The sequence below is a fragment of the Bradyrhizobium valentinum genome, assembly GCF_001440405.1.
In the GTDB taxonomy this organism is placed as follows: Bacteria; Pseudomonadota; Alphaproteobacteria; order Rhizobiales; family Xanthobacteraceae; genus Bradyrhizobium; species Bradyrhizobium valentinum.
The window spans coordinates 36670-50821 of the sequence record NZ_LLXX01000182.1 but is presented as its reverse complement, the minus strand read 5'-3'; the positions used below and the strand labels follow the sequence as shown (position 1 = coordinate 50821).

Genomic DNA, 14152 nt, shown 5'->3' with positions numbered 1-14152 from the left:
GCTAAATGGAAATCGATCCGATGCTGGCTCCGCCGCAGACATACAGCGTCTGCCCGGTGATGAAGTCGGCATCCGGTGAACAGAAGAAACTGACCGCGCGCGCGACGTCAGTGGATTTACCGAGGCGGCCGAGGGGAATCAACTGCGCCAGCTTCTTCGCGCGTTCGGATTCCGGCGACATCACGCTCTCGAACATCTCGGTATCTCCGATCGGGCCAGGGGCTACGACATTGACGGTGATGCCGAAGGGCGCAAGCTCCAGCGCCCAGGTCCGCGCCATGCCGATGATGCCGGCCTTGGTTGCCGAATAGACCGTGCGTGTGGCAGCTCCCAGCGCGGCGCGGGAGGACAGCAGCACGATGCGGCCGAAGCGCGCGTGCTTCATGCCCGGCAGCGCCGCCTGCGCCAGCGCAATCGCGGCGCCGAAATGCAACTGGGCCAATGCGCCGACATCCTCGTCGGCGACTTCTTCCAGCGGCTTGGGGCGGATCGCGCCGGCATTGTGAACGACGTGGGTGATCGCAACCTTCGCGGCGATCTCAGACGCCACCTCTCGCGTCGCAGCCGCGTCGAGCAGGTCGACCTCGCGCGAGGAAAGCTTTGGATGGCTCCAGTCGGGCTTGCGCCGCGACAGCGAGATCACGTCATATCCCTCGGCGAGGAGGCCGCGCGCGATCGCCGCGCCAATGCCGGTATTACCGCCGCTCACGATCGCCGTGTGATGGCCCACGCTCATTCTCCGTCACATAAAGAGCTGGATGTTGCCGAAGGCAGCATCGCAATTGATCAGGTCGACGCGCTTGAGCTTGATGCGCAGCTTGCCGTCTTCGACGCCCAGATGATGCGTCACCCAGGCCGCATAGAGCGCCTGCTCGTCCAGTCGGGTCTCCACATAATGTATCGGGGTCCAGGTGACGTAGCGGTTGGCGGCGGTGTCGCGCGAATCCACCTGCGGCGTCTGCAGGACGTGATGGCAGCGGCTCTTCGGCTTCTGGCTGAAGGTCCGCGCGCCCTTGAGCCGCTCGACCCGGATCGAGAGCAGCAGCTTGTCCTCGTACATCAGCGAGCACGTCAGCCGTGGATCGGTCTGATTCCATTCCAGCGGCATCCAGTAGAAGGCGTCGTCGGCGTACAGTTCGAGCCATTCGTCGAAACGCTGCTGGTCGATTAGGCGGGCTTCGCGGACGACGAAATCGATCAATTCCTGGTCGGTCGGAACGGCGCTCTTGAGGGGAGCCTCGGCGAGCATGCTCATGTCACATCCTCATCGTCATGAACTTGGCCCACGCCCGGAACTGGTGGCGCATCGGCCACTCGCTGGTCCCGTTGATCGCCACGTTGGTCTGTTCGGCTTCGTCGGGGCTGTAGAGGCGCTGGAGGTTCACCCATTCGTTGCCGTTCGAGTGCAGACCCTCCTGCGCGCGTTCATACATTTCGAGGTCGTCGTGTCCGACGATGGAGGTCGGTGCATTGATCAGCCTGTTGTACATCAGCGTGCGCTCGAGCAGCATGTCGGGTGCATCGACGAGCTGGAACGTCCAGGACTCGACCAGCGTCTTGTTCGCCGCGATCGGCTTGAAGTGCCGCAACAATTGGATCGGTCCCTTGATCATGATATTGGGGAAATAAACCGTGTTATGCCGGTTCTCGCCCAGGATCGCCTTGGCGCGGTCCTCGCCATAGGCCGCCGTCATCTTCTCGAAATAGCCAGGCACTGCCGAATAGTCCGAGTGGATCGAGTGGTGCACGCCGGTGTGGCCGTGGCCGTTGTCCCAGATCCGGATACCCATGTTCTCGAAGAACTCGTATGGGCTCATGAAGGGGGCGATGATCTCGACGGCCATCGGCTTCTTGGTGCCGGGCGGCGCTTTCTTCCAGACTTCGACCACGGTGCCGGCGGAGGATTCGTGCGCCACCATCGGATGGCAGGTGTCGGTCTGGTTCTCGACCAGCATCTTCCAATTGCAGCTGTGCATGTAGCGCAGCACGCCGCCGGCGACCTTGAGCTGGCCGACCGGTGAGCGATCGATCATGTTGTCGAAGCTCGACAGGCTTTCACCGAAGAACTCCTCGAAGTCGAGGCCGCCGTCGTTAATCTTGGCGAACACGAAGCCGCGATAGTTTCTGACATGGCGCACAGGCGCCATGCCGCTCGCTGCGTGACTCTGCTCGAAGCCGGTGTTTTCGTAGCCCTTCTTCAAGGGGATAGCGAGCAGCGAGCCGTCGGTCCTGAAACTCCAGGCATGGTAGGGGCAGCGGAAGAACTTTCCGGTGTTGCCGCAGGTCTCGGACGTGATGCGCGTGCCCTTGTGGGGGCAACGGTTGTGCAGCACCTTTACCGTGCCGTCGGTATGGCGGACGAGCAGGACCGGCTGCGTGCCGATCGTGGTGCTGAAATAGTCGCCGGCATTGGGCACCTGACTGTCGTGGCCGACATAGACCCAGCTATTCGGGAACATGTGCGCCATCTCGAGCTGGAAAACTTCCTCGCTGACATAGACGTCCCGGTGAACCTCCTGGTCGCGGACCAGGGCGCGAATGGCCGCGACGTTGCCGGCATATCGGGTCATGCGTTCCTCCATCACAGGTCGAGCACGAGTCTCTCGGTTCTCGCGCGCGAAACACAGATCTGCATCACCTTGTTCGACGCCTTCTCGCTTTCGCTCAAGATGTAGTCGCGATGATCGGGAATGCCCGAGATCACCGTGGTCTGGCAGATGCCGCAATCGCCTCGCTTGCAGTCGTGCATTGGGTCTTCGCCGGCCTCGAGCAGCACATCGAGGATGGTCTTGCCGGCGGGAATTTCATAAATGCGCCCGCTGCTCCTGAGTTCGACCTCGAAGGCGGAGTCTCCCGACTTCTCGTCGGGGGCGCTGAATATCTCGAAATGCAGCCGTCCCTGCGGCCAGTTCAGCCGCTTCGCCAGCGCGATAGCGGCTTCGATCATCGGTAGTGGTCCGCAGAGATAGAGCGGCACGTCGGGCGAGAGACGCGTCATCAGGCCCTCAAGGTCGAAGAAGCGGCCGACCTCGTCGTCGGCGTGGATGGCCGCGCTTGCGCTGGTTAGCCGCTCGATGTCGCCGAGGAAAGCGAGTTCGCTGCGGCTGCGGCCGGCGTAGTAGAACGAGAACGGCCGCTTCGCCGCGCAGAGTTCGCAGGCCATCGCGAGCAGCGGCGTCACGCCGATGCCGCCCGCGACGAGCGCGATTTCGCTTGCGCCGGCGCGAAGCGGAAAATTGTTCGCCGGCGGCGAGATCGTCAGGCGATCGCCGGTCTTGAGGCCGTGCATATAGGTCGAGCCGCCGCCGCTCTTACTTTCCTGCAGCACGGCGATGCGATAGGCGGTCGGATGTTCGGCGGCCGCGCGCGGCGAAGCCGTCTCGATCAGCGAATAGGAGCGCCGACCGACGTCGGGCAGATGGACGTCGATATGGGCGCCCGCGGCCCAGCCCGGCATCGGTGCGGCGTTGGGGCGCGCAAGCACGAATTCGCGGATGCGCGGCGTGAGCGCCTCGGCCTTCGACACGACGACTTCGAATTGATCCATCCTCAGGCGTCCTCGAACAGGGTCTCGACGGTGCGCAGCGCGCCGGCGAGCTCGGCGCCGTCGGCGTCCTTCAGCGCTACCTTTGTCAGCCGCTGCACCCATTCGGCGGCATCAGGCCGGCCGGCCAGGCGCTCGGACGCCTGCATGACCTTGTCGAACTTCGATTCGCCGCGGGAATGCGTGTCCGAGTAACCGCCGACGAGACGGCGGGCCTCGCACACGGCGGTCGCGAGCGCAGGCTCATTGGCGGCGAATTTTCTGACACGTTGCGCCCAATCGTCGAGATGGCGCATCTCGCGGGCGTGCCGCAGCGTGCCGCGGCGGAATCGCCGCAGGCCTGCCACGCAGTACAGCAGCAGGAACGACGACGGCGCGGTGGTGCGCAGTTTCCGCCCGCGATCAATGAGCCGGGCGAGCCGCTCGCTGCGCTCGACCTTTTCACCGAGACGCGGCGGCAAGAGCCCCGCCATTTCCTCGATCCGCGGATGGAAAAATTCGGTGATCGCGAGAACCTGTTCGTCACCGGCCCGCACCTCGCGGCGCACCCGGTCGAATCGCCCCGCGCGGGTCTTGAGGTCCGCCACGCGGATCACATCGTCATAGGCCATCGCGACCGCAAGATATTTGGCAAAGGAATGCAGCAGCCCGGTCGCGTCGCGCGGCATCGCTTCCAGCCGGTCGAGATATTCGCTGCCGTAGGTGACGTCCTGAAAATCGACGACGCGCTGCAGGCCGGCGGCGATGATGCCGTGCAGTTCTTCCGGCAATAGCCGAGCCCGTGCGACCAGTGCGTCGTAGTCGGCGTGGCCGATCGGCTTGAGGCGCGGAAAGCGTTTGGCAAGCGGCGGTTTCGCAGCAGGTTTGATCTTTGGATACTGCTTGAGCTCCGCGACGGCCCGCTCGCGGCCGGCGGTGAAGGCGCGCAGGCTGGCGTCAACGCCGATGCCCGCAGCCCGGATCGTCGCTTCAAAATCCTCTGTTGTGAAGGGTAGGGCGCCGGAGCCCGCCAGCGCACCGAACAGGACAGCGGAGACCACGCTGCCGGTGGCATCCGCAATCTCGGCCATGTCGAACGCGATGAAGCGGTTGGCCGCGACATTGGCAGCATCAAAGACCTGCCCCGCGTCGGCGGTGCCGTCGCCCGGCGCGGTCTTCTCGATCACGGCCAGCGAGCGGTGCGAGGAGCCGATCAGCAGCGTGCGGTCGGGCGAGACCAGTCCGCGCAGGATGGCGCGGCCGGCCTCCATCAATTCGGCGCCAATCACGATGTCGACCTTGCCCGGCGCCGGCATCAACGAAAGCACGGGGTGGCGGCCGGGCTTGCCGGCGTCGGGCGCAATCATCTCGATGTAGTAGATCGTGGCACCGGTGCGCTGGGCGACACCGGGCACCGAGGTCGATTGCGCGAACCAGCCGCGCCGCTCGGCCAGCGCCACGATCCAGTCGACCAGCACGCCGCCGCCCTGGCCGCCCATCGCCAGTACTGCGACGGTGATCGGGCGTGCCTGACTGAGGCCTATGGAGGAGGGCGCGAGCGAGACGTTCATGCCGCCTCCTGCTCGAACATGATCCGCCGTCCCGCGCGCCAACGCTGCAACGCGCCGACCAGCCGCCGCCAGATGCGGTCGAGCCGCGCTTCGAACGCGCTCGGATTGGAAACGATGTCGGCGCGATAGAAGGAGGGACACAAGACGGCGGCATCGGCGACCTCGCCGCAATGGCCGCAGCCGACGCAACTATTGTCGACGGCGGCGACGGGATTGTCCTTTAGGGGATCGCTGGTCGGCTTCACCGACAGTGACGGGCAACCCGACAGGCGGATGCAGGCATGGTCGCCGGAGCAGACGTCTTCGTCCACGCCGAAGCGCTCGCGCACGATGCGCTCGCCGCGCTTGGCGGCGGCCGCGACCTGCGGCTTCACACGCCGCTGCTTGTTCAGCATGCATTCCGACGAGGCGACGATGATCTTCGGGCCCTTCTCCTCCGTCGTCAGCGCCTCGCGCAGCGTGTCGCGCATGCGCGTGACGTCGTAGGTGCGATCGATCTGGCGCACCCATTTGGCGCCGACGCCCTTGACCGCCTCGACGATCGGATGCTTGGTCGAACGCGAACGATTGTCGGCGCGGGAAGAGGGGATGTCCTGGCCGCCGGTGGCGGCGGAATAATAATTGTCGACGACGACGATCACCCCGTCGTGCTGGTTGAACACGGCGTTGCCGATGCCGCTGGTCAGCCCGTTATGCCAGAAGCCGCCGTCGCCCATCATCGAGATCGAGCGCTTTCCCGCAGGAACGTTGAAAGCCGAAGCCGATGCCGGGCCGAGACCGTAACCCATGGTGGTGGCGCCGATATTGAATGGCGGCAGAATCGAGAACAGATGGCAGCCGATATCGGCCGCGATGTGATGCGGGCCGAGCTCCTTCTCCACCAGCTTCATCGCGGAAAAAATCGGCCGTTCCGGACAGCCGGTGCAGAAACCGGGCGGGCGCGGCGGCACGACGTCGGCCAATGCGCGGATCTTGTCGTCGACCTCGACGCGATCGATGTTCGGCGCGCGGGCGGCATCGGGCAGCGCGTCGGGTCGCCAGCGGCGGATGAAGGCGCCGATCGCTTCCCCCATGACTTGCGCGGTGTACTCGCCGGCCATCGGGAACAGGTCCTTGCCGTGCAGCTTGGCCGGAATATCGGCGTTGCGCAGGACCTTGTGCAGCGCCTGCTCGATGAATTCGGGCTGTCCCTCCTCGACCATCAACACCGCTTTCTTAGCCCGGCAGAAGTCGATCACCTCGCGGTCGACGATCGGGTAGGTCACGTTCATCACATAGAGCGGCACGCGCGTCTCGCCCCAGATATCGGCAAGCCCGGCCTCGCGCAGCGCGGTGATAACGCCGTTATACATGCCGCCCTGCATGATGATGGCGATATCGTCGATATCGCCGTCGAACGTCTCGTTCATGCCGCGCGCGTGGATGAATTCGACCGCCGCGGGCCAGCGGCGCTCGACCTTCTCCTTCTCGTGCAGGAACGAGGCGGGGGGCAGCACGATCCGGTTGGTGTCACGCGACGGCTGATCAAGCGCGCGGGCCAGCGGAAAGGTGGGGCGGACATTGTCGCGGGTAGCGAAGCGGCCATGGACATGGCAGGCGCGGATCCGCACCTCCAGCATCACGGGCGTATTCGACGCCTCGGACAGCTCGAAGGAATCGTGCACGGCTTTGACGATGGACGCCACGTTGGGCCGCGGATCGACCAGCCAGAGCTGCGACTTCATTGCAAAGGCATGCGAACGCTCCTGCATGATGGAGGAGCCTTCGCCGTAATCTTCGCCGATGATGACGAGTGCGCCGCCGGTCACGCCGCCCGAGGACAGGTTGGCGAGGGCGTCGGACGCGACGTTGATACCGACCGGCGCCTTGAAGGTGACCGCGCCGCGGATCGGGTACATCACGGAAGCCGCAAGCGTCGCGGCTGCGGTTGCTTCGCTGGCGCTTGATTCGAAATGCACGCCGAGGTCGGAGAGAATATCCTGGGCGTCCGACAGCACGTCCATCAAATGCGAGATCGGCGCGCCCTGGTAGCCGGCGACATAGCTGACGCCACATTCGAGCAATGCCTTGGTGATCGCGAGGATACCCTCGCCGCGAAACTCCTGGCCGGCGCCGAGCTTTAAGTCTTCCACCTCGCGCGCGAAAGAGCGTTCTGCCATGCTCGTCTCCTCGGCTTTGCGGGGAACTCTGGGCGACCGAATATAATTTTAGACATCAAACAAAAATGATGTCAATCGAACTTGCAGGACTGCGCGCAGCAAAACACCGTGCGCGCATTGCCATGCATTTTGCAGCCTATTTCGTAGGCTTCATGCACAGAAGCCGCGTTCCGGGCGAGGGCTGGCTCGCTTGACAGGATATTTTAGCCATGAAACATTATTGATGCGCGTTGCATTTGGCGGCGCGCGCAAAAGCGGCCTTTGCGGGAGACTGAGCATGACCCCGATTTCGCCATTGCGCGGGCCGTCGCGCGAACATCTCGGGTGGCCGTTCTTCGATTCCCGCCACGGCGAATACGTAGCTGCGCTCGATGCATTTGCAGCCGATCTTGGCGATACGCACGGCGGTGACGTCGACGAGACCTGCCGTTCGCTGGTTCGCAGGCTTGGCGCCGCGGGATTGCTGGAGGCATCGGTCGCGGGCGATCGGCCCGATGCGGTGATCGATTCCCGGCTGATTTGTCTGGCCCGCGAGACGCTGGCCTGGCACAGCGGGCTCGCCGATTTCGCCTTTGCGATGCAGGGGCTTGGCACCGGCGCGGTGGCGATTGCCGGTTCACCCGAAATGCGCGCGCTGGTGCTGCCGAAGGCGCGGCGTGGCGAGTGGGTCGCCGCCTTCGCGCTGTCGGAAAAGGAAGCGGGTTCAGACGTCGCCGCGATGGGGTGCACCGCCCGGCGCGAAGGCGATCATTATATTCTGGATGGCGAGAAGACCTGGATTTCAAACGGCGGCATCGCCGACGTCTACACGCTGTTCGCGCGGACCGGCGAGGCGCCGGGGGCGCGGGGCATTTCGGCTTTCGTGGTGCTTCCGGACGATCCCGGCTTTTCAATTGCCGATCGTATCAATGTGATGGCGCCGCATCCGCTGGCGACGCTACGTTTCGACGGCTGCCGGATTCCGGCCGCGCGGCTGCTGGGTTCGCCGGGTGAAGGTTTCAAGATCGCGATGCGCACTCTCGATATCTTCCGCGCCTCGGTCGCAGCCGCCGCGCTGGGGTTTGCCCGCCGCGCGCTGGATGAGGCAACAGTGCATGCACGTAGCAGGCGGATGTTCGGCGGCGTGCTGGCCGACCAGCAATTGACGCAGGCGGCCCTCGGCGACATGGCTGCGGGCGTCGATGCCAGCGCGCTTCTCACCTATCGCGCAGCCTGGCGGCGCGACGTGCAGAAAGCTTCCACGACGCGCGAAGCGGCGATGGCGAAGATGGTCGCCACCGAAACCGCGCAAAAAGTGATCGACCGCGCCGTGCAGATGTTCGGCGGCCGCGGCGTCCGTTCGGGCGAAATCGTCGAGCATCTCTACCGCGAGATACGCGCGTTGCGCATCTATGAAGGCGCCACCGAAGTTCAGAAACTCATCATCGGACGCGACGTCCTGAAGGCCTAGCCGCGTGGGCGCCCAGTCGTGTCCTGCTACGGGAGCATGTAATGTTCGAAGTCTTGCAGCCGCCCGGTTGGGCCAAGCCGAGCGGTTACGCGAACGGCGTCGCCGGCCGCGGCAAGATGATCTTCGTCGCAGGCCAGATCGGTTGGAACGAACAATGCAAGTTCGAGTCGGATGACCTGGTGGAACAGATCGGCCAGACGTTGAGAAACGTCGCAGACGTCTTGCGCGCCGGCGGCGCCGCATCCGAGCACGTCGTGTCGATGACCTGGTTCCTGCTCGACCGCAAGGAATATTCGGCGCGCCTGAAGGAGATCGGCGTGGTCTATCGCGGCGTCATGGGCCGACACTTTCCGGCGATGACGGCGCTACAGGTCTCGGGGTTGGTCGAGGATCGCGCCAAGGTCGAAATCCAGGCGATCGCGATGGTACCTGACCAATGAACTGACGACACAACGCCGAAGACGGCGCCAACCCACAGGAGGGCGAGATGGCAACGAAAGCGCGCGAAAACCATCGGGAGGACGTGGCCGGACGGGCCAATGTCGAGGACACGCCGGAATTGCTCGCCTATTACGACCAGCTTGAAAGGCTGGAGGCCGGCGCACTCTGGACGGTGGCGAACAAGATCGAGCCCTGGCAGCCCAAATCGTCTTCTGTTCCAGTCTTGTGGCGCTACGAGGACCTCCGCGCGCATGTGTTGCGCTCTGTTGAACTGGTCTCGCCCGAAAAGGCCGGCCGGCGCGTTATCTATTTGAACAATCCGGGCCGGCGCGAGCACGCCGCCGCGGTCGGCTGGCTGTATTCGGGCCTGCAGGTCATGCATCCGGGCGAGGTCGCATCCGCCCACGCTCATTCGGCGTCGGCGCTTCGCTTCATCATGGAAGGCGAGGGCGCCTACACCATCGTCGACGGCCACAAGATGACCCTCGGCGCCAACGACTTCGTGCTGACGCCGAACGGCACCTGGCACGAACACGGCGTCTCCAGCGACGGCACGCCCTGCATCTGGCAGGACGGCCTCGACATTCCCCTGGTCAACGCGCTCGAAGCCAACTTCTACATGGTTCATCCCGACCTGCAGCAGAGCGTCGGCTATCCCGTCGACGACATGACGCACACCTGGGGAAGCCCCGGCCTGCGTCCGGCGGGCGCCGAATGGTCCAAAGGATATTCGCCGCTACTGAAATATGAGTGGGGGCCGACCTACGAGGCGCTGCAGCGTTACGCCAAGGCGACCGACGGCTCGCCGTATGACGGCGTTCTCATGAACTATGTGAATCCGGTGACTGGCGGGCCGGTGATGCAGACGATCGGCGCGTCGATGCAGATGCTGCGGCCGGGCGAGAGCACGCGCGCGCATCGTCACACTGGCAGCTTCATCTATCAGGTCGCAAAGGGACGCGGCCAATCGATCATCGACGGCAAGCGCTTCGACTGGAAGGAGCGCGACATCTTCTGCGTTCCGTCCTGGGCCTGGCATGAGCACGTCAACGCCTCCTCCAGCGAGGACGCTTGCCTCTTCACCTTCAACGACCTGCCGGTCATGCACGCGCTCGGGCTCTACCGCGAGGAAGCCTTTGGCGACAATGGCGGCCGGCAGCCCCTCGTATCCTAGGAGAGAAACCAGTGCGTCTAGTGACTTACCGCAGCACCGTTGAGGCTGCCGCTCGTCTTGGCGCGGTTGTTGACGACCTCGTTGTCGACGTCGAGAAGGCGGGCCTGCATGCAGGAGCTTCCCTTCCGTCATCGATGCTCGATTTCATCGATCTCGGGCCGCCGGCGTTGGCGGCGCTCAAGAAGATATTGAACGAGGGCAAGGACCATTGGCCTGTGGGCGCCGCATTGCCGCTGGCGAATGTCAGGCTGCTCGCGCCGATCCCGCGTCCGCGCAAGAACATTTTTGGCATCGGCCTCAATTATGTCGAGCATGTCGCGGAATCGTCCCGCGCCCTCGACACGGCAAAGGACCTGCCCAAGCAGCCCATCATCTTCTCGAAGCCGCCAACCAGCGTCATCGGGCCGGACGAAGCCATCCAACACAACAAGGCGATCACGCAGCAGCTCGACTGGGAAGTCGAGCTTGCCGTCGTGATGGGACGAACCGCGCGGCGGGTATCGGAGGCGGATGCGCTCGGCTTCGTGTTCGGCTACAGCGTGATGATCGACGTCAGCGCCCGCGACAATCGCCGCGCCGGCCAATGGATCTACTCCAAGGGGCAGGACACCTACGCGCCGTTCGGGCCGTGTATCGTCACGGCAGACGAAATCACCGATCCGCATGCGCTCGATCTCTGGCTGACGGTGAACGGCGTCGAAAAGCAACGCTCCAACACGCGCCATATGCTGTTCAAGGTGCCGCTCCTGATCGCTGATATTTCGGCGGCGATGACGCTGGAACCGGGAGACATCATTGCGACGGGCACGCCCGAAGGTGTCGGCGCCGGGCGCTCGCCGCAGGAGTGGCTGTGGCCGGGCGACGTGGTGGAAGCGGAAGTGGTCGGCATCGGCCGGCTGCGCCACCCGGTGGTGGCGATCTGAGGGGCCGACATGATCTTCGACATGGAGACGCTGGAGGCGCAGAACCGCTACAAGATCCTGACGGCCACGGTGACACCGCGGCCGATCGCCTGGGTCACCACGCTCTCCGCGAGCGGCGTGATCAATGCCGCGCCCTTCAGCTTCTTCAACGTGATAGGGCATGAGCCGCCGACCGTCGCGATCGGGCTTCTGGCCGGTTCGGGACGCTTCAAGGACACGGCGGCAAATATTCTCGATACCGGCGAGTTCGTCGTGAACCTTGTCGCCGAGCGCAATGCTGAGGCCATGAATGTCACCTGCATCGACGCGCCGCCCGATGTCGACGAACTGGCGCTGGCCGGACTGACGCCGGTTGCCTCGAATGCGGTGCGTCCGCCGCGCATTGCGGAATCGCCGGTGTCGTTCGAATGCCGGGTCCTCACTTCGCTGGTGACGGGGCCGCGGCAGACCGCCGTGATCGGCCGTGTCGTTCGCGCCCATGTCGATGACGCTGTGATTTTGGACAAGGAGCGCTGCCACATCGATACACAGGCGCTGCGTCTGATCGCCCGCATGCATGGAAGCGGCTGGTATGCACGCTCCAGCGATCTGTTCCAGATCGATCGGCCGAGCTGGGCGGCGTGGCAGGAAAAGAACGTCAAGGCGGAAACGGCGTAGCGCTCTCTGCGCGCCGAGCCTCGCTCGGACCGGCATCGTTTGTGCATTGGCGACAGATCGAACAGCGCCGATCGGCAATGAAGCGGAGGACAGCTTGAAGATCGCAGTGTTGGGTGGAGGAAACGGTTCGTTCGCGGCCGCCGGCGATCTTGCGCTAGCCGGTCATGAAATTCGGCTGTGGCGGCGAAATCCCAAAGACGTCGAGGGGCATCGCGCGCAGGGCGGCACGATAACGGTCATCGATCGGTCGGGACGACGCGATATCAGGCTCGCGACAATCACGTCCTCGATCGCAGAGGCCATCGACGCGGCCGATCTTGTCCTGTGTCCGGCGCCGGCCTTCGCGCAGGCTGCGATCGCCGAACTGGCTGCGCCGCATTTGCGCGACGGGCAGGTCGTGTTCCTGCCTCCCGGCACGTTCGGCTCCTACATCTTCGCCCGCGCCGCGCGGGATGCTGGTAACCGCGCCGAGATCGCAACCGCTGAGACCGGGACCCTGCCTTGGCTGGCGCGCAAACAGAGGCCTTACGCCGTCCGCATCTCGGGCAGGGGCGCGCGGTTGCCGACCGGCGTGTTTCCATTACGTCGTGCCCCGCACGCGCTTGGCGTGATCGAACGTGCGTTTCCGAACGCCATCGAGCCATGCGGTGATGCGCTTTCGGCCGCGCTGATGAATGCCGGTCCGATCATTCATCCGCCGCTGATCACCATGAACGCCGGTCCGATCGAGCATTTCGATAAATGGGACATCCACAAGGAAGGAACGCAGCCGGCGATACGCCGCGTGACGGACGCCCTCGATGCCGAACGTATCGCCATCCGCGAGGCGCTCGGTTATGGAAAGCCGCATTTTCCGCTTGCCGACCATTATTCGAAGGACGGCGAGCCCTGGATGTATGCGCGCGATGCGCATGACGAGCTCACGGAATCAGGCGATTGGTCGGAACGCCTCATTCTCGCGGAGCACCGCTACATGCTGGAGGATGTGCGGCTCGGCCTGTCGTTCCTGGCATCGGTGGCGGGCCTCGCGGGCGTGCAAACGCCGCTCGCCAAGGCGTTCCTGGCGATCGGCTCCGCCATCACTGGCAAGGATTTTGCGGTGACGGGGCGGACCTTGTCCTCGCTCGGCCTCGGCGATCTCGACCGGGCAGCCTTGCAAAATCATCTCGCCGAGGGTTTTCGATGATGCCAGTTATCGGATGTCTAGGCGCCGGCCGAATGGGCCGCGGCATCGCGGTTGTATTCGCGTTCGCCGGTCATCAGGTTGTCGTCGTCGACTTCAAGGAGCGGGACGCACCGGCTTTTGAGGCGCTTGCGGCCGAGGCGAGGGCTGAAATCCGCTCGACGCTCGAGATTCTCTCGCGCATCGGCCTGCTCTCGGTAGAGCATGTGGCCACGATTGCCGAGCGGATCACGATCGTGTCCCGGCAGGAGGCGGCTGCGGTGTTGCCGCGCTGCGACGTCATCTTCGAGGGGATGCCAGAGATTCTTTCGCTGAAGCAAGCGGCGCTGGCCGAGGCCTCGCGGCTGGCGGGCGGGGGCCCGATCATCGCCTCGACCACCTCGACGATCCTGGTCGACGACCTCGCCGGATCGATCGAGCATCCCGGCCGTTTCCTCAATGCGCACTGGCTCAATCCGGCCTATCTCGTGCCGCTGGTCGAATTGTCTCCGGGGCGGCTCACCGCGCCGGAAGTCACAGTGCGGATGAAGACGTTGCTCGAAGGCATCGGCAAAGTGCCGGTCGTCTGCGCGGCGCGGCCGGGCTTCATCGTTCCCAGAATCCAGGCGCTGGCGATGAACGAAGCCGCCCGTATGGTGGAGGAGGGGGTTGCCTCGGCGGAGGATATCGACAAGGCCGTGATCTATGGCTTCGGATTCCGCTTCGCGGTTCTTGGCCTGCTCGAGTTCATCGACTGGGGCGGCGGAGATATCCTGCATCACGCCAGCCGCTATCTGGTCGAGGCACTCGGCGACAGCCGTTACGCCGCGCCGCCGATCATAGAGGCAAACATGCGCGAAGGACGCATCGGCATGAAGACCGGGCAGGGATTCATGAACTATGAAGGCGTCGACCAGGCCGCCTACCGCGAGCAGCGACTTGCGGCCTTTGCTGCGGCGCTGCGGGCCATGGGGCTCGCCCGCGAACCCGTAGCGTAGCGCGCGCTGTCCTAGCTAGATTTGGTGTGTTCGGATGATGCGAGGCCCCATCTTTACTTTGCATGGGGTTGTTCTCGTAGTTTTTGGTCCCGCG

General features: G+C 64.4%; 13 protein-coding genes. 7 read left to right on the top strand and 6 right to left on the bottom strand.

Translation table 11 applies throughout. From position 1 onward, the window contains the following. Window position 1: 1 nt before the first annotated feature. From CP49_RS33440 to CP49_RS33415, 6 genes are read right to left on the bottom strand one after another with little or no spacing between them, the layout of a single operon-like run. The gene (locus CP49_RS33440) at window positions 2-736 is read right to left on the bottom strand and encodes an SDR family NAD(P)-dependent oxidoreductase (protein WP_057854384.1); all 735 of its coding nucleotides are present in this window, start codon (window positions 734-736) and stop codon (window positions 2-4) included. A gap of 6 nt (window positions 737-742) precedes the next feature. Beyond that, complete coding sequence (locus CP49_RS33435) at window positions 743-1255, bottom strand: aromatic-ring-hydroxylating dioxygenase subunit beta (protein ID WP_245310992.1); 513 nt, start codon at window positions 1253-1255, stop codon at window positions 743-745. Window position 1256: 1 nt separating this feature from the next. Continuing rightward, window positions 1257-2570, bottom strand: coding sequence for an aromatic ring-hydroxylating dioxygenase subunit alpha (locus CP49_RS33430; RefSeq protein WP_057854410.1), 1314 nt, complete (start codon window positions 2568-2570; stop codon window positions 1257-1259). Window positions 2571-2581: 11 nt separating this feature from the next. Next, entirely contained in the window at window positions 2582-3547 is a 966-nt protein-coding gene (locus tag CP49_RS33425) for a PDR/VanB family oxidoreductase (RefSeq protein WP_057854383.1), read from the bottom strand. Between the two features lie 2 nt (window positions 3548-3549). Then, window positions 3550-5094: an indolepyruvate oxidoreductase subunit beta family protein gene (locus CP49_RS33420; protein ID WP_057854382.1), complete on the bottom strand. Its 1545-nt coding sequence runs from the start codon at window positions 5092-5094 to the stop codon at window positions 3550-3552. Further along, on the bottom strand, window positions 5091-7253 hold the full coding sequence (locus CP49_RS33415) for a thiamine pyrophosphate-dependent enzyme (protein WP_057854381.1): 2163 nt from the start codon (window positions 7251-7253) through the stop codon (window positions 5091-5093). The genes CP49_RS33420 and CP49_RS33415 overlap by 4 nt, the downstream gene beginning before the upstream one ends. A gap of 277 nt (window positions 7254-7530) precedes the next feature. On the opposite strand from CP49_RS33415, the gene CP49_RS33410 reads away from it, so the two are divergent. The 7 genes from CP49_RS33410 (at window position 7531) to CP49_RS33380 (ending at window position 14058) form a co-directional block, all read left to right on the top strand. After that, a complete protein-coding gene (locus CP49_RS33410) occupies window positions 7531-8703 on the top strand; it encodes an acyl-CoA dehydrogenase family protein (RefSeq protein ID WP_057854409.1) in 1173 nt (390 codons plus the stop codon). Window positions 8704-8744: 41 nt separating this feature from the next. Then, the gene (locus CP49_RS33405) at window positions 8745-9143 is read left to right on the top strand and encodes a RidA family protein (protein WP_057854380.1); all 399 of its coding nucleotides are present in this window, start codon (window positions 8745-8747) and stop codon (window positions 9141-9143) included. A 47-nt stretch (window positions 9144-9190) separates the two neighbouring features. Continuing rightward, entirely contained in the window at window positions 9191-10318 is a 1128-nt protein-coding gene (locus tag CP49_RS33400; RefSeq protein WP_057854379.1) for a cupin domain-containing protein, read from the top strand. Window positions 10319-10329: 11 nt separating this feature from the next. Further along, window positions 10330-11241 (top strand): fumarylacetoacetate hydrolase family protein, encoded by a 912-nt coding sequence (locus tag CP49_RS33395; RefSeq protein WP_057854378.1) that lies wholly within the window; start codon window positions 10330-10332, stop codon window positions 11239-11241. A gap of 9 nt (window positions 11242-11250) precedes the next feature. After that, the gene (locus tag CP49_RS33390; RefSeq protein ID WP_057854377.1) at window positions 11251-11898 is read left to right on the top strand and encodes a flavin reductase family protein; all 648 of its coding nucleotides are present in this window, start codon (window positions 11251-11253) and stop codon (window positions 11896-11898) included. Between the two features lie 94 nt (window positions 11899-11992). Beyond that, window positions 11993-13084 carry an NAD/NADP octopine/nopaline dehydrogenase family protein gene (locus tag CP49_RS33385; protein WP_057854408.1) on the top strand — a complete coding sequence of 364 codons (1092 nt, stop codon included), beginning with the start codon at window positions 11993-11995 and terminating at the stop codon, window positions 13082-13084. Continuing rightward, on the top strand, window positions 13081-14058 hold the full coding sequence (locus CP49_RS33380) for a 3-hydroxybutyryl-CoA dehydrogenase (protein ID WP_082646371.1): 978 nt from the start codon (window positions 13081-13083) through the stop codon (window positions 14056-14058). Before CP49_RS33385 ends, CP49_RS33380 begins: the two co-directional genes overlap by 4 nt. The last annotated feature ends 94 nt before the right edge of the window (window positions 14059-14152 follow it).

What these genes read in the sequence shown, in the direction of transcription:
- CP49_RS33405 (WP_057854380.1), top strand. Translation starts at nt 8,745, where the DNA reads ATGTTCGAAGTCTTGCAGCCGCCCGGTTGGGCCAAGCCGAGCGGTTAC.
- CP49_RS33410 (WP_057854409.1), top strand. Translation starts at nt 7,531, where the DNA reads ATGACCCCGATTTCGCCATTGCGCGGGCCGTCGCGCGAACATCTCGGG.
- CP49_RS33420 (WP_057854382.1), bottom strand. Translation starts at nt 5,094, where the DNA reads ATGAACGTCTCGCTCGCGCCCTCCTCCATAGGCCTCAGTCAGGCACGC.
- CP49_RS33415 (WP_057854381.1), bottom strand. Translation starts at nt 7,253, where the DNA reads ATGGCAGAACGCTCTTTCGCGCGCGAGGTGGAAGACTTAAAGCTCGGC.
- CP49_RS33425 (WP_057854383.1), bottom strand. Translation starts at nt 3,547, where the DNA reads ATGGATCAATTCGAAGTCGTCGTGTCGAAGGCCGAGGCGCTCACGCCG.
- CP49_RS33430 (WP_057854410.1), bottom strand. Translation starts at nt 2,570, where the DNA reads ATGACCCGATATGCCGGCAACGTCGCGGCCATTCGCGCCCTGGTCCGC.
- CP49_RS33380 (WP_082646371.1), top strand. Translation starts at nt 13,081, where the DNA reads ATGATGCCAGTTATCGGATGTCTAGGCGCCGGCCGAATGGGCCGCGGC.
- CP49_RS33440 (WP_057854384.1), bottom strand. Translation starts at nt 736, where the DNA reads ATGAGCGTGGGCCATCACACGGCGATCGTGAGCGGCGGTAATACCGGC.
- CP49_RS33390 (WP_057854377.1), top strand. Translation starts at nt 11,251, where the DNA reads ATGATCTTCGACATGGAGACGCTGGAGGCGCAGAACCGCTACAAGATC.
- CP49_RS33400 (WP_057854379.1), top strand. Translation starts at nt 9,191, where the DNA reads ATGGCAACGAAAGCGCGCGAAAACCATCGGGAGGACGTGGCCGGACGG.
- CP49_RS33435 (WP_245310992.1), bottom strand. Translation starts at nt 1,255, where the DNA reads ATGAGCATGCTCGCCGAGGCTCCCCTCAAGAGCGCCGTTCCGACCGAC.